Source organism: Actinomadura sp. 7K507 (assembly GCF_004348425.1).
Taxonomy (GTDB): domain Bacteria; phylum Actinomycetota; class Actinomycetes; order Streptosporangiales; family Streptosporangiaceae; genus Spirillospora.
The window spans coordinates 9238-30618 of record NZ_SMKK01000053.1 but is presented as its reverse complement, the minus strand read 5'-3'; the positions used below and the strand labels follow the sequence as shown (position 1 = coordinate 30618).

Annotated in this window: 3 protein-coding genes; all 3 read right to left on the bottom strand. The window is 73.2% G+C overall.

What is annotated here, in order from left to right; genetic code table 11:
• Window positions 1–2: 2 nt before the first annotated feature.
• From E1285_RS14535 to E1285_RS14525, 3 genes are read right to left on the bottom strand one after another with little or no spacing between them, the layout of a single operon-like run.
• Complete coding sequence (locus E1285_RS14535) at window positions 3–3953, bottom strand: non-ribosomal peptide synthetase (protein WP_243722783.1); 3951 nt, start codon at window positions 3951–3953, stop codon at window positions 3–5.
• Window positions 3950–11725: a non-ribosomal peptide synthetase gene (locus tag E1285_RS14530; RefSeq protein ID WP_132152164.1), complete on the bottom strand. Its 7776-nt coding sequence runs from the start codon at window positions 11723–11725 to the stop codon at window positions 3950–3952. The genes E1285_RS14535 and E1285_RS14530 overlap by 4 nt, the downstream gene beginning before the upstream one ends.
• The gene (locus tag E1285_RS14525) at window positions 11722–21303 is read right to left on the bottom strand and encodes a non-ribosomal peptide synthetase (protein WP_132152162.1); all 9582 of its coding nucleotides are present in this window, start codon (window positions 21301–21303) and stop codon (window positions 11722–11724) included. Before E1285_RS14525 ends, E1285_RS14530 begins: the two co-directional genes overlap by 4 nt.
• Window positions 21304–21381: the final 78 nt, after the last annotated feature.

Sequence of the window (21381 nt, the reverse complement as noted above, 5' to 3'; positions counted from 1 at the left end):
TTTCAATCCGTGCTCTGAAGTTTGTCGAGTTTCGCCGCCAGCACGGCGCCCATCTCGGCGACCGGGCCCGGCTCCATGAGCAGGTGGTGGTCGACGTCGACGGGGTAGTCCTCGATCTCGCCCTCGACGAGGGGGCCCCAGTTCGAGCGTGCCGTGGGCGAGTCGCCGGTGCGGCCCTGGAGCGCGGTGAAGAACACGATGTCGCCGCGGAACCGTCCCGGCCGGTACTCCTCGGCCTGCCGGAGGCCGTTCTCGTAGTTGCGGTAGACGTTGACCAGGTCGTCCTCGCCGAGGGTCGCGAGGGCGTCGTCGCGTTCGGCGAGCACCGCCATGATCTGCTCCATGTCGGGGTTGCCGTCGGCGGCGATCATGCTCGCGTCGATGCCGATGCTCTCCAGGAGCTCGGGGAGGATCTCGCGCCGCTCCGATTCGAGGTCCTGGGTGTGGTAGGCGTCGATGAGGGTGAGCAGCCCGACCCGCTCGCCGGCGGCCTGGAGCCGCACGGCCATCTCGTAGGCGATGAGCCCGCCGAGCGACCAGCCCGCGATGTTGTAGGGGCCGGACGGCTGGACGGTGCGGACCTGCTCCAGGTAGTCCTCGGCCGACTGCTCGACGGAGCCGGGCAGCTCGGGCCGCGTGAACCCGGTGGCCTGGAGCCCGTAGATCGGCTGGTCGGGGGCGAGGTGCCGCTGGAACTGCAGGTAGCTCCATGACAGGCCGCCGGCCGGGTGGACGAAGAAGACCGGCGGGCGGGTCCCGGAAGTCCGGATGGGCAGCAGCACCTCGAACCCGAGCACGTCTTCGGGATCGCCGACCCGTGTGAGGGCCTCCACGGTCTGGTGGGTGAAGACGTCGCGGGGGGTCAGCTCGATGCCCGCCTGCCGGGCCCGGGTGGTGAGCTTCAGCGCGGCGATGCTGTCGCCGCCGAGGTCGAAGAAGCTGACGTCGGCGCCGACGCGGTCGAGGCCGAGGACGCCGGCGACGATCTCGCAGAGCCGTTCCTCCTCGGGTGTGGCGGGGTCGCGTCCGGCGGCGGCCTCGCCGTAGCCGGGGGCGGGCAGGGCGCGCCGGTCGAGCTTGCCGTTCGGCCCGACCGGGAAGGTGTCGAGGCGGACGAACGCGGCGGGCACCATGTACTGCGGCAGGCGCTCGGCGGCGAAGTCCCTGAGCCCGTCGGCCGACGGCGCGATGACGTAGGCGACGAGGGTCTTGACGCCGGGGGCGTCCTCGCGGGCGATGACGGCGACGTTCGCGACGTCCGGGTGGGCGGCGAGGGCGGCCTCGATCTCGCCCAGTTCGATCCGGAAGCCGCGGACCTTGACCTGGAAGTCGGCGCGGTCGACGTATTCGAGGGCGCCGTCCGCCCGCCACCGGACGAGGTCGCCGGTGCGGTACATGCGGTCGCCGGGCGCGCCGAACGGGTCGGCGACGTACCGTTCGCCCGTCAGGGAGGGCCGCCGCAGGTAGCCGCGCCCGAGGCCCGCGCCCGCGATGTAGGCCTCGCCGACCACGCCGGGCGGGACGGGCCGCAGCCCGTGGTCCAGCACGTACACGCGCATGTCGTCGAGGGGGCGGCCCAGTCCCGGGGTCGTCTCGGACGGGTCGGCGAGCGGGGCGCGCTGCGCGGCGTAGGTCGTGTAGGTGGTCGCCTCGGTGGGCCCGTACACGTGCCCGACCTCGGTGTCCGGGCAGGCGGCGAGGACCTTGCGCATCGCGGCCGGTGATCCGGCCTCCCCGCCGGTCAGCACCTCGCGGAGTCCCGCGAACGCGTGCGGGCGCTCGTCGGCGACCAGGTTGAACAGGGTCGTGGTGATGAAGAGGCCGGTGAGGTCCTCCTCGGCGATGACCTTTTCGAGGGCCTCGCCGTTCAGGTGTCCCGGGGGCGCGAACACGGCCGTGCCCCCGTGCAGCAGCGGCGTCCACAGTTCGTAGAGGGACGCGTCGAAGGCGTGCGGCGAGTGGACGAGCACCCGGTCGTGGGCCCCGTTCCGGAGCCGGCCGTCGGAGGCGAGGTCGACGGCGTCGCGGTGGCGGAGCATGACGCCCTTGGGCACGCCGGTCGATCCGGACGTGAACAGCACGCAGGCGAGCCGTTCGGGATGGGACGGCACGCCCGGGTCGGTGGCGGGCTGCGCGTCCGTTTCGGGGTCGTCGTCCACCACGAGGATCCGCGCCGAGGTGTCGAGATGGCTCACTTGGCCGCGCATGGCCGAGTCGGTGATCACGACGGGTGCGCCCACCTCGGTGACCGCCCACGCCATCCGCTCCGGCGGGTAGCCGTGGTGGACCGGCGCGTACGCACCGCCCGCCTTGAGGACCGCGAGCGACACCACGGCGACGTCGGCCGACCTTTCGAGCAGGACGGCGACCCGGGTCTCCGTCCCGACGCCGAGCCCGATGAGGCGGTGCGCGAGCCGGTTCGCCCGCGCGTCCAGATCGGCGTAGGTGACCGTCTCCCCGCCCGCGCGGACGGCCGGGGCGCCGGGCGTCCGCGCCAGCTGCTCCGCGAAGCGGCCCGTGACGGTGCCCGGAGCGCGGCCGGTCGCCCGTCCCTGCCAGGTCTCCAGGACGTTGCGGCGCTCGCCGTCGTCGACGACGTCGATGCGGCCCAGCGGCAGGTCGGGGCGGTAGGCGACGGCCTCCAGGACGCGGACGAAGCGGCGCATGAGGCGTTGCGCCTCGTCGCCGGTGAACAGGTCGGCGCGGTGGTCGATGCGCAGGGACAGGCCGCGGCCGGGGACGGCGGCGAAGGTCAGCGGGTAGTGCGAGGCGTCGTAGCCGTCCACGTCGTGGAGGGACAGGCCGCCGAGGTCGGCGCCCGCGGCGTCCGGGTCGAACGGGTAGTTCTCCAGCACGGTCATCGTGTCGAAGAGGGTGCCGGTCCCGGTGAGGCGCTGGATGTCGGCCAGGCCGAGGTGGTGGTGCGGCATCAGCGCGGCCTGCTCGTCCTGGAGCCGGACCAGCGCTTCGGCGACGGTGTCGGCGGGGCGGACGCGGACGCGGATCGGCAGCGTGTTGATGAACAGGCCGATCATCTGCTCGACGCCGGGGAGTTCCGGTGGGCGGCCGGACACGGCCGCGCCGAACACGACATCGGTCGAGCCGGTGAGGCGGCCCAGCAGCGTGCCCCAAGCCAGTTGCAGGACCGTGTTGAGGGTGACGCCCTGGGCGCGGGCGCGCGCGCTGAGGGCAGCGGTGAGGTCTTCGGTGAGACGGGTCCGGACCCGTCCGGGCGTGTCCGCGCCCGGCTCCGGTGCGCCGGGCGCCACGAAAGTGGGTTCGTGGACGCCGTCGAGGGAGCGGCGCCAGGCGTCCTCGGCGGCGGGACGGTCCTGGGCGGCGAGCCACGCCAGGTAGTTCTTGTACGGCGTGACGCGCGGCATTCCGGCGTCGTCGCCCTCGGCCAGGTAGAGCGCGAACAGTTCCGTTTGCAGGACCGGTGTGGACCAGCCGTCCAGCAGGATGTGGTGGTTGGTGAACACCATGCGGTGCAGGCCGTCCGCCAGCTTGATGAGCAGGAAGCGCAGCAGCGGCGGCTTCGTCATGTCGAACGGCCGGGCGCGCTCGGCGCCGGCCAGCTCCCGCGCCTTCGCCTCGCGTTCGGCCTCGGGCACGGCGGACAGGTCGGCGTCGTCCCAGGGGAGGCGCACCTCGCGGTGGACGACCTGGACCGGCGAGCCCTCCTTGCGCTGCCGGAACCCGGCCCGCAGGTTGGCGTGCCGCCGCAGGAGCGTCGCGGCGGCGGCGCGCAGGGCGTCCACGTCGAGGGGGCCGCGCAGGTCGAACACGATCTGCGCCGTGTAGACGTCCCTGCCGGCCGCGCTCGCTTGCTCACTCGTACCTCGCGCCGCCACTCGCCGCTCGGCGTTCCCCGAGTCGTACAGCGCGTGGAAGAAGAGCCCCTGCTGCAACGGGGACAGCGGGAGGATGTCCTCAAGCTGCGACTTGCTCAATCCAGCTCCCATTCGCCGTCGAGCTCGGCGGCGAGCTCGTCGATCTCGTCCTGGCTGACGTCCACCAGGGACAGGTCGGACGGGGTGAACCCGCCGACGGGGCCTTCGGAAGGGCCGTCCACGACGTGCGCGACCAGGCCGCGCAGCGCGGTGTACCAGCGCTCGGCGAGGTCCTCGATCGCGGCCTCGTCGAACAGGCCGCCCGCCCACGTCCACGTCGCGGACAGCTCGGGGCCGTCCGGCAGGTCGCGGGTGTGCGCGTTGACCTCGATGGCGTGGACGAGGCCGAGCGCGCCGTCCTGCGCGGCGCCGAGGGCGTCGGCGTCGGCCTGGCCGGCCGGTCCCCAGTCGGTGGCCTCGGGCGCGGCGGACCGGCCGAGGTAGTTGAACGCGATCTGCGGGTGCCCCGCGAGGCCCGCGCCCACCGCCGGGTCGAGGTAGCGCAGGAGGCCGTACCCGATGCCGTTGTCGGGGATCTCGCGGAGCTGCTCCTTCACCCGCTTCAGCGCGGTCCCGACGGCCTGGCCGCCGTCGCGGACGTCGGCGGGCTCGACCCAGCCGGCGTCGAGCCGCACCGGGTAGATGGAGGTGAACCAGCCGGCGGTGCGCGACAGGTCCACGCCGGGGACGATCTCCTCGCGGCCGTGTCCTTCGAGGTCGATGAGGACGGCGGTCTCGTCGCTGACGCCGCGGTCGCGCCGCCACTCGGCGACGGCCAGGGCGAGGCCGGTGAGGAGCACGTCGTTGACGCGCCCGTGGAAGGCGGCCGGGACGTCGGCGAGGAGCGGCGCGGTGACGTCGGCGGGCAGGTCGAGCGTGCGGTGCAGCGCCGTCCCGAACGTGTCCGTTCCGGGGTCCAGGGGGCGGGCGCCGAGGAGCGGGTCGGGGGTGGCGAGGATGTCGTCCCAGAGCGGCAGCTCGGCGGTGCGGGCCGGGTCGGACGCCTCGGCGGCCAGGCGCTGCGCCCAGCGGCGGAACGAGGTCGGGACGGGGTCGAGGCCTCCCCCGGCCCACGCGGTGACCAGGTCGGGGAGGAGGATCCGCCACGACACCCCGTCCACGGCGAGGTGGTGGAGGGTGAGCAGCAGGCGGCCCGGCGCGCCGGGACCGGCGTCGAACCAGACGAGCTGCGCCATCGTCCCGGCGGCCGGGTCGAGGCGGCGGCGGGCGGCTTCGGCCTCGGCGGCGAGGACGGAGCGGAGTCCGCCGGCGTCCAGCCCGGCGACGTCCACGCGGCGGACGAGCGCCGCCGCGTCGGCCGTCCCGGGCTCGGCGACCTCGAACTGTTCGTCGTCTACACGCAGCCGGAGCATGTCGTGGTGGTCCAGGACGGTCTGGAGCGCGGTGGTGAGACGCTCCACGCCGAGGTCCGGCGGGACCTGGAGCAGCATCCGCTGGCTGTAACCGCCGACCGGGCCGTCCAGGTCCTGGAACCAGCGCATGATCGGGGTCGCCGGGATCCGGCCGATGCCGGTGCCGGGTGGCTCCGCCTCGACCCGCTCGCCCTCGCCGACCGGACGCGACACAGCCGCCAGTTCCTCGACGGTCTGGTGCTGGAACACGTCGCGCGGGGTGATGACCAGACCGGACTGGCGGGCGCGGGAGACGAGCTGGATGGCGATGATGGAGTCGCCGCCCAGGTCGAAGAACCCGTCGTCGGCGCCGACCCGTTCCAGCCCGAGGACCTCGGCGAACAGCCCCGCGAGGATCTCCTCCTCGGACGTGCGGGGCGCGCGGGACGACACCTTCGCCGCGAAGTCGGGCGCGGGCAGCGCCTTGTGGTCCAGCTTGCCGTTCGCGGTCAGGGGCAGGGCGTCCAGCTCGACGACGGCCGCCGGGACCATGTGGCCGGGCAGCGACACACCGGCGAAGCGGCGCAGCTCGGACGAGTCGACGCCGGTTGCGGCGACGTAGGCGACCAGGCGGTCGTCGCGGACGATCACCGCGGCGTCCCGGACGGCCTCGTGCCTGGTCAGGACCGCCTGGATCTCGCCCAGCTCGATCCGGAAGCCGCGCAACTGGACCTGCTGGTCGGCGCGTCCCAGGTATTCGAGCGTGCCGTCGCGGCGCCAGCGGGCCAGGTCGCCGGTCCGGTACATGCGGGTCCCGGGCCTGCCGTGCGGGTCGGCGACGAACCGCTCGGCCGACAGGCCCGGACGGTTCAGATAGCCGCGCGCCAGCCCCATGCCCGCGACGTACAGCTCGCCGGCCACTCCGGCCGGGGAGGGCTGGAGACGGTCGTCCAGGACGTACACCTTCAGGTCGGGGAGGCCGACGCCGATGACGCTGCCGGGGGCGGTGGCGGCTTGGACGCGGTCGAGGGCGAGGTAGGAGACGTGCACCGTCGTCTCGGTGATCCCGTACATGTTGACGAGCGTCGGCGCGTCCTCGGGGTGGCGTGAGTACCAGTCTTCGAGGCGGCCGAGGTCGAGGGCCTCGCCGCCGAAGACGATGTAGCGCAGCGCCAGATCGGTGCCGGGGTTCTCCTTGTCGGCGGCCATCAGCTGGTAGAACGCCGATGGGGTCTGGTTCAGGACGGTGACACGCTCGTCCGACAACAGATCGAGGAGATCCTGGGGCGAGCGGGACGTCTCGTACGGCACGACGACGACGCTGCCCCCGTACAGCAGCGCCCCCCACAGCTCCCAGACCGAGAAGTCGAACGCGTAGGAGTGGAACAGCGTCCACACGTCGTCCGGACCGAAGCCGAACCACTGCTCCGTGGTCCCCATCAGCCGCACCACGTTCAGGTGCGGAACCACCACACCCTTCGGGCGCCCCGTCGAACCGGAGGTGTAGATGACGTACGCGGGGTGGTTCGGGTCGATGGCGACGCCGGGATCGGTGTCAGGCCAGCCGGTCGCGTCGAGATCGCCGGGGCCGAGGGTCAAGGCGGGCCGGGCGTCCTCGACCATGTACGCGATGCGGTCCTCAGGGTAGTCCGGGTCGATCGGAACGTAGGCCGCACCCGACTTCAGGACGGCCAGGATCGCCACGACCAGGTCGGCCGATCGCGGCAGCGACAGGGCCACGAACCGCTCCGGCCCGGCGCCCTGCTCGATGAGGCGGTGCGCCAGCCGGTTCGCTCTGGCGTTCACCTCGCCGTAGGTCCACGACACGCCGTCGAACGTCACCGCCACCGCATCCGGACGAGCCGCGGCCTGCGCCTCGAACAGCGTCGGGATGGTCGTCCGCTCGACGTCGCCGCCCTTGCCGCCGGCCCACCTGCGCAGGAGCGTCCGGCGCTCGCCGCTGCTCAGGATGTCGGCGGCGCCTACAGGCGCGTCCGGTGCGGCGACCAGTTCGCGGACGAGCCGTTCGAAGCGGTCCGCGACGGCTTCGGCGGTGCCGGGGTCGAAGAGGTCGAGGGCGTATTCGAGACCGGCCTCGATACCGCCGGGCGCGCCGTCGTCGCCGTGGCGTTCCTCCAGGTAGAGGGAGAGGTCGTACTTGGCGGCACCCGATCCGAGGGGTTCGGCGCCGCCGCTGAGCCCGTCCAGCTCGAGACGCGCCTCGGGGTTGTTCTGGAACGACAGGACGACCTGGAACAGCGGATGCCGCGCCATCGACCGGGCCGGGTTGAGCACCTCGACGAGCCGCTCGAACGGAAGGTCCTGGTGCCCGTAGGCCGCGAGGTCGGTCTCCTTCACCCGCGATATCAGCTGGCGGAAGGTCGGGTCCCCGGACGTGTCGGTGCGCAGTACGAGCATGTTGACGAACATGCCGACGAGGTCGTCGAGGGCCTCGTCGGTGCGGCCCGCGATGGGCGACCCGATCGGCACGTCCGTTCCGGCGCCGAGGCGGGTGAGCAGGGCGGCGTAGGCGGCCTGCATGACCATGAACAGGCTGGCGCCGTTCTCGCGGGCGAGGGCCAGCAGTCCGGCGTGCAGCTCGGCGTCCAGCTCGAACGTGTGCGTCGCGCCCCGGTAGGTCGCCTCCGCCGGACGCGGCCGGTCGGCCGGAAGCGGCAGCTCCTCCGGCAGCCCGGCCAGAGCATCCCGCCAGTAGGCGATCTGCTTGGAGACCAAACTGCCGGGATCGTCCTCGGACCCGAACAGATCACGCTGCCAGAGCGTGTAGTCGGCGTACTGGACCGGCAGCGGCGCCCACTGCGGCTCCCGCCCCTCCGAACGGGCCGCGTAGGCGACGATCACGTCGCGGGCGAGCGGCGCCATCGACCAGCCGTCCGCGGCGATGTGGTGCAGGACGAGCATGAGTACGTGGGTGTCGCCTCCCAGCGCGAACAGCCGGGCGCGGAGGGGCGGTTCGATGGACAGGTCGAAGCCCTGCCCGACGGCGGCGGCGAGCGCCATCGGCAGCGCGGCCTCGCCGGTTTCGGCGACGTCGAGCCGGGGCCGGGCGGCGGCCGGGTCCAGGACGAGCTGGCGGGGGCTCCCGGACCCGTCCGGGAAGATCGTGCGGAGCGATTCGTGCCGGGCCACCACGTCGGCCAGCGCGTCGCGGAGCGCGTCGAGGTCGAGGGCCCCGGTGAGCCGCAGCGCGACCGGCATGTTGAACGTCGCGGAGGCGCCTTCGAGGCGGTTGAGGAACCAGAGCCGCTGCTGCGCGTACGACAGCGGGACGACGCCGGGCCGTTCGGCCCGGACCAGCGGCGGGCGCACGTCGCCGGCCGCGTCCGCGAGCCGTTCGGCGAGGCCGGCGGCGGTGGGGGCCTCGAACAGGGCGCGGACGGGCAGCTCCGCGCCCAGCGCGGAACGGATCCTGCTGACGAGGCGGGTGGCGGTGAGCGAGTCGCCGCCGAGGTCGAAGAACCCGTCGTCCACGCCGACCCTCGGCACGCCGAGGATCTCGGCGAACAGGCCGCAGAGGATCTCCTCCCGGGGGGAGCGCGGCGCGCGGCTGACGGACGCGCCGGTGTCGGGCGCGGGCAGCGCGGCCCGGTCGAGCTTGCCGTTGACCGTGAGCGGCAGCGCGTCCAGGACGGTGAACGCCGGGACCATGTAGTCGGGCAGCCGTTCGGCGGCGAACCGCCGGACCGCCGCGACGTCGATGCCGGTGCCGGCGAGGTAGGCGGCGAGGCGCCTGTCGCCGGGCCGGTCCTCGCGGACGACGACGGCGGCCTGCGCGACGCCCGGGCATCCGGCGAGGACGTTCTCGACCTCGCCGGGCTCGACCCGGAAGCCGCGGATCTTGACCTGGTCGTCGGTGCGGCCGAGGAACTCGATCGTCCCGTCCGGGAGCCACCGGGCCAGGTCACCGGTGCGGTACATGCGCTCGCCCGGCGCACCGGACGGGTCGGCGACGAACCGCTCGGCGGTCAGTCCGGGGCGGCCGAGGTAGCCGCGGGCCAGCTGCGCGCCCGCGAGGTACAGCTCGCCGGGGACGCCGGCCGGGACGGGCTGGAGCGCGGTGTCCAGGACGTAGGAGCGGACGTTGCGGTAGGGGGCGCCGACCGACGGCCGCTCGCGGTGCGCGACGACCTGGTTCATGGTGTCGATCGTGGATTCGGTCGGCCCGTAGAGGTTGCGGGTGGTGAGGCCGGGGATGGCGCGGAGGTCCGCCCACAGGGCATCGCTGACGGCCTCGCCGCCGAGGAGGAGCTGCGCCGGCAGGTGCCGCCCGTCGTCGTTCAGCAGGCCCGCTTCGCGCAGCGAGCTGAAGTGCGACGGGGTGGTGTTCACCAGGTCGATCCGCGCGCGCGCCACGTATGCGGTGTACGCCTCCACATCACGGCGGGTCTCGTCGTCGATGAGGTGCAGCTCGTGGCCGTACATCATCCACAGCAGGCCCATCCAGGACGTGTCGAACGAGAACGACGCCAGGTGCGCGAACCGCATCCTGCGCCCGCCGGCGGCCTCGATCGCCGGGTCGATGAAGGCGTCCCGGTGCGCCTCGAAGTAGTTCAGCACGCCCGCGTGCGGAATGGTCACGCCCTTGGGGCGGCCGGTCGAGCCCGAGGTGTAGATGACGTATGCGGCGTTGCCGCCCCGCAGCGGCCGCACGCGGTCCGCGTCGGCCGGGTCGTCCGCGGGCCGCCCGGTGGTGTCCGGGAAGCCGCCCGCGTCGATGGTGAGGGCCGGGCGGCAGTCGTCCAGCATGTAGGCGATGCGGTCGGCCGGGTACTCGGGGTCGATCGGGACGTAGGCGGCGCCCGCCTTCAGCACGCCCGCGATCGCGACGACGATCTCGGGCGTGCGCGGCAGGACGAGCGCGACACGGTCCTCCGGGCCGATTCCCCGCGCGATGAGTTCGTGCGCGAGGCGGTTGGCGCGCTCGTTCAGCTCCGCGTAGGTGAGGTGTGCGTCGCCGCAGACGAGGGCGACCTCGTCCGGGGTGCGGGCTGCCTGCCGCTCCAGCAGGGCCGGGAGCGTCCCTGTCGGGACGTCGCCGCCCGTGTCGTTCCAGCAGGTGTCGTTCCAGGAGGTGTCGTTCCAGGCGGCGAGGGTCGTGCGTTCGGTTTCGGTGGGGAGTTCCACAGCGCCGATGAGCTGTTCCGCGTCCTCGGCGAACGCCTCCAGGAAGCGGCGGACGCGGGCCAGGAGCGCCTCGACGACGGGCTGTTCGTACACATCGGGCCGGTAGTGCAGCCGCAGCGACAGCTTCTCCCCAGGCGCGACGACGAACGACAGGGGGAAGTGGGTCGCGTCGTAGGAGTCGGCCGCGGCGATGCGGACGCCGTTGAGAGAGCTGTCCAGCGAGGCCGGGTCGAACGGGTAGTTCTCCAGCACCGTCATCGTGTCGAACAGGGCGCCGGAATGCCCCGCCGCGCGCTGAATGTCGGTGAGGCCCAGATGGTGGTGGGCGAGGAGTTCGGTCTGCTCGTCCTGGAGCCGTTCCAGCAGCGTGCCGAGCGGCTCGTCCATCCGGTACCGCACGCGGATCGGCAGCGTGTTGATGAACAGCCCGATCATCTGCTCGATGCCCGGCAGTTCGGGCGGGCGGCCGGAGACGGTCGCTCCGAACACCACGTCGTTCGAGCCGAGCAGCCGCCCCAGGACCAGTCCCCACGCGCCTTGCAGGACGGTGCTCAGAGTGACGCCGTGCCGGCGGGCCGCGCGGGTGAGCTTCCTGGTCGTGCGCTCGTCCAGCTCGGTGATCGTGCGCTCCGGCGGTTCCGGTGCGCGTCCGGCGGCTTCGGGGGCGACGAGGCTGGGTTCGTCCAGGCCCCCGAGGGCCCGGCGCCAGGCCTCCTCGGCGGCGGCGCGGTCCTGCCCGGCGAGCCAGGCCAGGTAGTTCTTGTACGGCGTGACGCGCGGCATCCCGGTGTCGTGGCCGCCCTGCATGTAGAGCAGGAACAGCTCGGTCGCCATGATCGGCGTCGACCAGCCGTCCAGCAGGATGTGGTGGTTGGTGAGGATCAAGCGGTACTTTTCCGCTCCCCTCCGGACGAGGACGAACCGCAGCAGCGGCGGCGCGGTCATGTCGAAGCCGCGTGCCCGCTCCCGCGCCACGACCGCGTCCGCCTCGGCGCCGGACGCGCTGACCTCTTCCCACGGCAGTTCGACGCTGCGGGGCACGACCTGCACGGGACGCGACAGGTCCTCGTGCCAGAACGCGGCGCGCAGGTTCGGGTGGCGGCGCAGCAGGGTCCCGGCGGCGGTCCGCAACGCGGCGACGTCCAGGGGCCCCTCGAGGTCGATGACGAGCTGCGCCGTGTAGACGTCCCTACTGGTCGCGCTCGCCTGCTCGCTCGTTCCTCGCTCCGCCGCTCGCCGCTCCGCGGGTCCGTCGGCGTCGAAAAGGGCGTGGAAGAAGAACCCCTGCTGCAGCGGTGACAGCGGCAGGATGTCTTCTAGGTCCCCCCGGTTCAATGCTGCCGCCTCCATGCGTTCTGTAGCTTGTCGATCTCGCCCTGGTCCAGGTCGACGAGCAGGTCGGAGGGCGTGAACCCGCCCGCCTCCTCGGAGGTCACGTGCGCGACGAGGCCGCGCAGGGCCGCGAACCAGCCCTCGGCGAGTTCGCGGACGTCGCCGGAGTCCATCAGCCCGCCGGGCCACGTCCACGTCGCGGACAGCACCGGGCCGCCGGGCAGGTCGCGGGTGACGGCGTTGATCTCCAGGACGTGCGCCATCGGCATCCGGGGGTCCTCGCCCGCGGGCGGCTCCTCGGGGGCGAGCGTCCAGTCGCCGGCCTGGTCGCCGCCGTCGATCCGGCCGAGGTAGTTGAAGGCGATCTGCGCGGGCGCCACGTCGGCGAGTTCCTCGGCGGCGTCACCGCCGCCGTACCGGAGCAGGCCGTAGCCGAGCCCTCCGCCCGGGACGGCCCTGAGCTGCTCCTTGACCTTCTTGACGGCGGTGCCGACGGCCGAGCCGCCGTCGCGGACCTCGGCCCAGTCGGCGTTGCCCGCGTCCAGCCGGACGGGGTGGATCGAGGTGAACCAGCCGGCGGTGCGCGAGATGTCCACGCCGGGCACGACGTCCTCGCGGCCGTGCCCTTCCAGGTCGATGAGGACGCCGGTGCCGCGCCCGCCGCGGTGCCGCCGCCACTGCGAGACCGCGAGGGTCAGGCCGGTGAGGAGGACGTCGTTGGCGCGGCCGTGGAACGCGGCGGGGACGTCGGTGAGCAGGGGTCCCGTGACGCCGGCCGGGAGGTCGAGGGTGAGGGAACGGGCGCGTGCGGCGATGTCGGCGCGCGGGTCGAGGGCGCGGTCGGCGAGCTTCTGGTCCGGGCCTTCGATGATGTCGAGCCAGTCGTCCAGCTCTCCGGCGTCCCCGCCGGAGGCCGTGAGCTTCTGCGCCCAGCGGCGGAACGACGTCCCGACCGGCTGGAGCTCTCCCCCGGCCCAGGCCGTGACGAAGTCGGGCAGGAGGATCCGCCAGGAGACGCCGTCCACGACGAGGTGGTGCAGGACGAACAGGAGGCGTCCCTGGTCGGTTCCCGCGTCGAACCAGACGAGCTGCGCGACCGTCCCCGCCCGAGGGTCGAGCCGGTCGCGGGCGGCGGCCGCCTGCTCGGCGACGACGGCGCCGAGCTTGTCGGCGTCCAGGCCGGCGACGTCGACGCGGGTGACGAGGCCGGCGGCGCCGGACGAACCGCGCTGCCCGACGACGGGCTGCCAGCGGTCCTCTTCGACGTCCAGCCGGAGCCGGAGGATGTCGTGGTGGTCCAGAAGGGCCTGGAGGGCGCCGGTCAGCTTGTCGACGCCGAGGTTCGGCGGCGTGCGCAGCATCGTCGACTGGTGGAAGCCGCTGATCAGCGAGGCGTCCCCGTTCACCCGGTCATGCAGCCACGCGACGATCGGGGTGACCGGGACCGGGCCGATACCGGCGCCGGCGGCCTCCGTCTCGATCTCCTCGCCCTCGCCGACCGGCTGCGCGGTCTCCGCCAGTTCCTCGACGGTCTGGTGCTGGAACACGTCGCGCGGGGTGATGACCAGACCGGACTGGCGGGCGCGGGAGACGAGCTGGATCGCGATGATGGAGTCGCCGCCCAGGTCGAAGAACCCGTCGTCGGCGCCGACCCGTTCCAGGCCGAGGACCTCGGCGAACAGGCCCGCGAGGATCTCCTCCTCCGACGTGCGGGCCGCGCGGGCCGACACCTTCGCCGCGAAGTCGGGCGCGGGCAGCGCCTTGTGGTCCAGCTTGCCGTTGACGGTGAGCGGGAGGGCGTCCAGCTCGACGACCACGGCCGGGACCATGTGGTCGGGCAGGTCCTTACCCGCGAAGCGGCGCAGCTCGGACGAGTCGACGCCGGTTCCGGCGACGTAGGCGACCAGACGCTCGTCCCGGACGATCACCGCGACATCGGAGACCGTGTCGTGCCGGGCCAGGACCGACTCGATCTCGCCCGGCTCGATCCGGAAGCCGCGCAACTGCACCTGCTGGTCGGCGCGTCCCAGGTATTCGAGGCGGCCGTCGTTCAGCCACCGCGCGAGGTCTCCGGTCCGGTACATACGGGTCCCGGGCCTGCCGTGCGGGTCGGCGACGAACCGCTCGGCCGACAGGGCCGGACGGTTCAGGTAGCCGCGCGCCAGGCCCTCGCCGGACACGTACAGCTCGCCCGCCACACCGGGCGCGACGGGCTGGAGGCGGTCGTCCAGGACGTAGACGCGCAGGTCGGGGATGCCGGCGCCGATGACGCTGCCGGGCGCGGTCGCCGCATAGGCGCGGTCGAGCGCGATGTACGACACGTGCACCGTGGTCTCGGTGATCCCGTACATGTTGACGAGCGCCGGCGCGTCCTCGGGGTGCCGGGAGTACCAGTCTTCGAGGCGGCCCAGTTCGAGGGCTTCGCCGCCGAAGACGATGTAGCGCAGCGCCAGGTCGGTGCCGGGGTTCTCCTTGTCGGCGGCCATCAGCTGGTAGAACGCCGACGGGGTCTGGTTCAGGACGGTCACGCGCTCATCGGAGAGCAGCTTGAGGAACTCTTCGGGCGAGCGTGAGGTCATGTACGGGACGACGACCAGACGACCGCCATACAGCAGCGAGCCCCACAGCTCCCACACCGTGAAGTCGAACGCGTAGGAGTGGAACAGCGTCCACACGTCGTCCGGGCCGAAGTCGAACCACTGCTCCGTCGAACGCAGCAGCCGCACCACGTTCTGATGCGGAACCACCACACCCTTCGGGCGCCCCGTCGAACCCGAGGTGTAGATGACATACGCCGGGTGGTCCGCAGAGATGGCGACACCGAGGTTGGTTTCGTCGTATCCGGTGGCGTCCAGGTCGTCCGGTCCCAAGGTCAGGACGGGCTCGGCGTCCTCGACCATGTACGCGATGCGCTCTTCGGGGTAATCCGGATCGATCGGCACATACGCCGCGCCCGCCTTCAGCACCGCCAGAATCGCCACGACCAGATCACCCGAACGCGGCAACGACAACGCCACCAGCTGCTCCGGCCCCACACCCCGCCCGACCAAGCGATGTGCAAGGCGGTTCGCCCTCGCGTTCACCTCGCCATACGTCCACGACACGCCGTCGAACGTCACCGCCACCGCATCCGTACGAGCCGCGGCCTGCGCCTCGAACAGCGCCGGAATCGTGGCCCGCTCCGCGGGCGCGGCCCCTCCCCCGGCCCAGTCGCCGAGGATCGTGGCGCGCTCCTCCGGGGAGAGGGCGTCGGCGGCGGAAATGGACGCGTCCGGGTCGGCGAGCAGCGCGGACAGGTACCGCTCGAATCGCTCGATGAGCCGCCGCGCGGTGGACGGGTCGTAGAGGTCGAGCGCGTACTCCAGCTCGCCGTCGAGCCCGTCCTCCCGCTCGGTGAGGATCATCAGCAGGTCGAAGCGGGCGACGCCGGCGGTCAGCGGCTCCACCTCGGCGCTGAAGCCGGGCATCTCCAGCCGCGCCTCGGGGTTGTTCTGGAACGTCAGCCCGACCTGGAACAGCGGGTGCCGGGCCAGGTGCCGCGGCGGGTTCAGCACCTCGACGAGCCGCTCGAACGGGACGTCCTGGTGCGCGTACGCGGCGAGGTCGGTCTCCCGCACCCTGCCGACCAGCTCGCGGAACGACGGATCCCCGGACGTGTCGGTGCGGAAGACGAGCATGTTGACGAACATGCCGACGAGGTCGTCGAGGGCCTCGTCGGTGCGGCCCGCGACGGGCGACCCGATCGGCACGTCCGTCCCGGCCCCGAGCTTGGTGAGCAGCGCGGCGAACGCGGCCTGGGCGACCATGAACGGGCTCGCGCCAGTGTCGCGGGACAGTCCCAGGAGCGCCTTGTGGACGTCCGCGCCGAGGCGGAAGCGGGCCGTCGCGCCCCGGTAGGACGCCTCCGCCGGACGCGGCCGGTCGGCAGGAAGCGGCAACTCCTCCGGCAGCCCGGCCAGAGCATCCCGCCAGTAGGCGATCTGCTTGGAGACCAAACTGCCGGGGTCGTCCTCGGACCCGAACAGATCACGCTGCCAGAGCGTGTAGTCGGCGTACTGGACCGGCAGCGGCGCCCACTGCGGCTCCCGCCCCTCCGAACGGGCCGCGTAGGCGGTGATGAGGTCGCGTGCCAGCGGCGCCAGCGACCAGCCGTCGCCGCCGATGTGGTGCATGAGCAGCAGCGCGACGTGCTCTTCCGGCCCGGCCCGGAACAGGTGGGCGCGCAGCGGCGGCTCGGCGGAGATGTCGAAGGCGTACCCGGCGGCCATGGCGAGCCGCGTCGGCAGCTCCGCCTCCGTCGTGTCGGCGACCTCCAGCTCGGGACGGGCCGCGGCGGCGTCCAGGACCTGCTGGCGCGGCACTCCCCCGCCGTCGGGCAGGATCGTGCGGAGCGTCTCGTGCCGTTCGACGAGGTCGCCGATGGCGGCGCGGAGGGCGTCCACGTCGAGGGGGCCGCGGACGCGCAGCGCCAGCGGCATGTTGTAGGTGGCGGACGGTCCCTCGAACCGGTTGAGGAACCAGAGCCGCTGCTGCGCGTACGACGGCGGGATCACACCGGGACGCTCGCGCGGCTCCAGCGCGGGACGGCCCGGCTCCGCGCCGGCGCCGCCGCCGATGAGGGCGGCGAGGCCCGCCGCGGTGGGCGCCTCGAACAGCGCGCGGACGGGCAGTTCGGTGTCCAGGACGCGGCGGACGCGGCTCACGACCCGCATCGCGACGAGCGAGTTGCCGCCGAGCGCGAAGAAGTCGTCGTCCGCGCCGACCCGGGCGACGCCGAGCAGGTCGGCGAACACGGCGGCGACGGCCTCCTCCGTCTCCCCGGAGGGGGCACGGTAGGCGGTCGCCGGGGTGATCGTCAGTTCCGGCTTCGGGAGCGCCTTGACGTCGACCTTGCCGTTCGGGGTGAGCGGCATCTCGTCCAGGACGACGACGGCGGCGGGCACCATCGACTCGGGCAGGCTCTCGCGGATGTGGGCGCGCAGCTCCTCGGTGTCGAGCGCCTGGCCGGGCGCGGCGACCACGTACGCGACGAGCCGCTTGTCCACCGGCCCTTCGACAACCGGCCCCCCGACCACCTGCCCCTCGACCACCGGCCCCCCGACCACGTGGCCTTCGAGTACCTCGGGCGCGGTGAGATCCGGGAGGTCGAGGCCGTCGACCGTGACGGCGGCCTTAGTGGCGACGACGGCCTCAAGGGTCCGCCGGTACCAGCCGGTGAGCCGCTCGGCGGTCTCCCGGTCGAACAGGTCCCGGGCGTATTCGAGGGTTCCGGTGAGGCCGCCCTGACCATCGCGGGCCTCCTCCAGCAGGAACTCCAGATCGAACTTGGCGACCCCGGCGTCCACCGGCTCGACGGCGACGTTCAGGCCGGGCAGCTCGACGGACGCCTCGGGGTTGTTCTGCAGGGTCAGCATGACCTGGAACAGCGGGTGCCGGGACAGGGACCGCGCCGGGTTCAGCACCTCGACGAGCCGCTCGAACGGGACGTCCTGGTGCGCGTACGCGGCCAGGTCGGTCTCGCGGACGCGGGCGAGCAGCTCGGCGAACGCCGGGTCGCCGGAGGTGTCGGTCCGCAGCACGAGCGTGTTGACGAAGACGCCGACGAGATCGTCCAGGGCGGCGTCCGTGCGGCCCGCGACGGGCGAGCCGATCGGCACGTCCGTCCCCCCGCCGAGGCGGGTGAGCAGGGCGGCGAGCGCCGCCTGCAGGACCATGAACAGGCTGACCTGGTGGTCGCGGGCGAGTCCCGCCAGCCCGTCCGCCAGCTCCGCCGGGACCTCGAAGGCGACCTGGCCGCCCCGGTAGGACGCCCGGTCCGGGCGGGGCCGGTCGTGCGGCAGCCGGATCTGGTCGGGCAGCCCGGCGAGGGCGTCCCTCCAGTACGCGATCTGGCGCGCGGCGAGGCTGCCGGGGTCGCTCTCGGAGCCCAGCAGCTCCCGCTGCCAGAGCGCGTAGTCGGCGTACTGGACGGCCGGCGGCGCCCACTCGGGCGCGCGGCCGTCGCGGCGGGCCACGTACGCGGTGATGAGGTCGCGGGCGAGCGGCGCCAGCGACCAGCCGTCCCCGGCGATGTGGTGCAGGACGACCAGGAGAAGGTGCTCGTTCTCGGCGAGCCGGTACAGGTGGGCCCGGATCGGCAGCTCGTTCGCGAGGTCGAAGCCGCGGGTCGCGTCCATGAACAGGGCGCCGTGCACGTCGTCGGTCTCGCCTGCCGTCAGCTGCGGCTCGGCCTCCCCGGGGGCGAGGATCACCTGGTGCGGCTCGCCGTCGGCGTCGCCGAACAGCGTCCGCAGGGACTCGTGCCTGGCGACGACGTCGCGCAACGCGTCCCGCATCGCTTCGTCATCGATCTCGCCGGTCAGCCGCAGCGGGATCGGCACGTTGTAGGTGGCGGTGAGCCCTTCGAGCCGGTTCAGGAACCAGAGCCGCTCCTGCGCGTACGACACCGGCAGCGGGACGGGGCGTTCGGCGGGACGCAGCGCCGGGCGCCCGGCGGCGGACCCGTCGGCCGCCCCGGTGGCGATCCGCTCGGCCAGACCCGCGACGGTCGGCGCCTCGAACAGCGCGCGGACCGGCAGTTCCACGTTCAGCGCGGCGCGGGCGCGGGCCACGACGCGGGTCGCCTTCAGCGAGTCGCCGCCGTGGTCGAAGAACCCGTCGTCGATGCCGACCCGGTCCAGGCCGAGGACGCCGGCGACGATCCCGCAGAGGATCTCCTCGCGGGCGTCGCGCGGTCCGCGCGAGGTCGGGGCCGCCGTGAAGTCCGGTTCCGGCAGCGCGGACCGGTCCAGCTTGCCGTTCGGGGACAGCGGCATCGCGTCCAGCACCATGATCGCGGACGGCACCATGTAGGCGGGCAGCGTCCTGGCGACGAACGCGCGCAGCTCGGCCGGGTCGACCGCGCCGACGACGTAGCCGGTGAGGACGCCGTCGCCGACCGCGTCGCGGCGGGCGGCGACCACGCTCTGCGTCACGGCCGGGTGCGCGGACAGCGCCGCCTCGATCTCGCCCAGCTCGATCCGGAACCCGCGGACCTTCACCTGGTGGTCGAGGCGGCCGAGGTACTCGATCTCCCCGGCCTCGTTCCAGCGGACCAGGTCGCCCGTCCGGTACATCCGCTCGCCCGGCCCGCCGAACGGGCACGCCACGAACCGGTCCGCGGTCAGTGCGGGGCGGTCCAGGTACCCGCGCGCCAGCCCGTTCCCCGCCAGGTACAGCTCACCCGGGACGCCGACGGGGACGGGGCGGAACCGGCCGTCCAGCACGTACAGGCGGGTGTTGGCCATCGGCCGGCCGATCGGGGCGATGCCCTCGGGGTTGCCGTCGTCGTACCAGCCGGTGACGAAGATCGTCGCCTCGGTGGGGCCGTAGATGTTGGAGACCCGCGCGTCCGGCAGGAGCGCGCGGGCGTCCTGGACGAGCTGGGGCGGCAGCGCCTCACCGCCGAACGCCACATCGCCGACGTCCAGCCGCAGGCCGCCGCGGCCCAGCAGCACCGCCAGCGCGGAGGGCACACCGCTGATCAGCGTCCCGGACCAGCCGCCGCGCTCGGCGATCTCCAGGAGGTCGCGCACGACCTCGATCTCACCGCCGATCGTGAGCGGCACCAGCCACTCGAACAGCGACACGTCGAAGTTCAGCGACGTGGAGAACAGGACGCGGCGCATCCTGTCCGCGCCGTAGCCGGCCATCGACTCGGCGCAGAAGTCCATGACGTTCGCGTGGGAGATGACGACGCCCTTGGGGCGGCCCGTCGAACCGGACGTGTAGATGATGTACGCCGGGTTGGCGGGACGCAGCGGCCGGACGCGCTCGGCGTCGGTGACGTCCGCACCGGAGTAGCCGTCGAGGGAGAGGGCGTCGAGTTCGACGCGCGGCGTCCCGCCGGGCAAGTCCGCGTTTCGGGTCGTGATGACGCAGGCGGGGGCGGCGTCCTCCAGCATGTAGGCGATGCGGTCGGGCGGGTACGCCAGGTCGATCGGCTCGTATCCGGCGCCCGCCTTCAGGACGGCCAGCGTCGCGACGACGAGGTCGGCGTCGCGGGGCAGCGACAGGGCGACGAAGTCCTCGGGGCCGACGCCGCGCTCGATCAGGCACCGGGCCAGGCGGTTCGCGCGGTCGTTCAGCTCGGCGTAGGTGAGCCGGGTCCCGCCCGCGATGACCGCCGTGCTGTCCGGTGTCGCGGCGGCCTGGGCCTCGAACAGGTCCGGGACGACACCGTCCGCGACGGGCAGGGCCGTGTCGTTCCACTCCTCCAGGACGCGGAACCGCTCGGCGCCGTCCAGCAGGTCCACCTCGTGGAGCGGCGTGGACGGATCGGCGTCGCCCAGGGCGCGCAGGAACCCGACGTACCGGTTCAGGTGCGTGGAGACCTGGTCCTCCGTGTAGAGGTCCGGGTGCGCCTCGAAGTCGACGCGCATACCCGTGCCGTCGAAGTTGTCGTAGATGTTGATCGACAGGTCGTCGACCGGGCCGGTCGTGATGGCGTGCGTCCTGGCCCGCAGGCCGGCGAAGTCCAGCCGGTAGTCGAACGGCATGATGTTGATGACCGGCCCGTACAGGCGGTGGCGCTCGCCGAGCAGCTTCAGGTCGCGCAGCAGGTCGTCGCGCCGGTACCGCTGGTGGCGCAGCGCCCGCGCGCTCGCCCGGGTCGCCGACCGGACCAGCTCCTCCACGGTCATGTCCGGCTCGACCCGCACGCGCAGCGGCAGGACCGTCGACAGCATCGCGGGGGTCTCGCGGGACACCTCGGTGGTGCGGCAGGCGGCCGCGAGACCGAGGATCACGTCCTCGGCGCCGGTCATCCGCGCCACGTACGCGGCGGTCGCGGCGATCGCCAGCCCCGGCGCCGCGGTGCGCAGCCGGCGGGCGCCGGCCGCGAGCGCGCCCGCCTCGTCCGGCGGGACGACGGCGATGCGGCTCAGGTAGTCGGCGGTCGGCTCGGCCATCGCGTCCGACAGCGACACCGCGACGGGCTTGTCGGCGAACCGCTGCGTCCAGTACGCGCGGTCCCCCTCGAACCTCTCCGACGCGCGGTACTCCTCCTCGTCGGCGAGGACCCGCCGGAAGTCGCCCAGCTCGCCCGGCTCGTACTCGCCGCCGCCGGCGAGGAGGGTGTAGACCTCCGCGGCGCGGCGGCTGACCAGCAGGCCGCCGTAGCCGTCCAGGACCACGTGGTGGGCGCGCACGAACCACCGGTGCCGGCCGGGGGCCAGCCGCAGCAGCGCGGTGTGGAACAGCCGCTCGCCGTCCAGCGGCAGCGGCTCGGCCATCCGCTCGTCCATCCACGCCCGCGCGGCGGCGTCCGGGTCGGGCTCGCCGGACAGGTCCACGAGGGGGACCGAGACGGTCGCGTCCGGGTCGAGGATCTGGTGCGCGACGCCGTCGACTTCGACCAGCCGTGCGTTCTGCGCGAGTACCTCGTGCGCGGCGATGCGCGCCACCCGGTCGAACAGTTCGTGGTCGAGCGGCCCTTCGATCTCGATGTACTGCGCGATGTGGATCGGCGTTTCGGGCGCCAGTTGCTGCGCGTACCAGACGCTCCGCTGAGCGGCGGAAAGAGGAACGTACTCGGTGGACATCAAGCGGCACTTTCCCGGTCGAAGGGGGTTTGTTTTACGCCCGCCATCGGCACCGGCCCGGCGCCGTCGGGCAGAAAA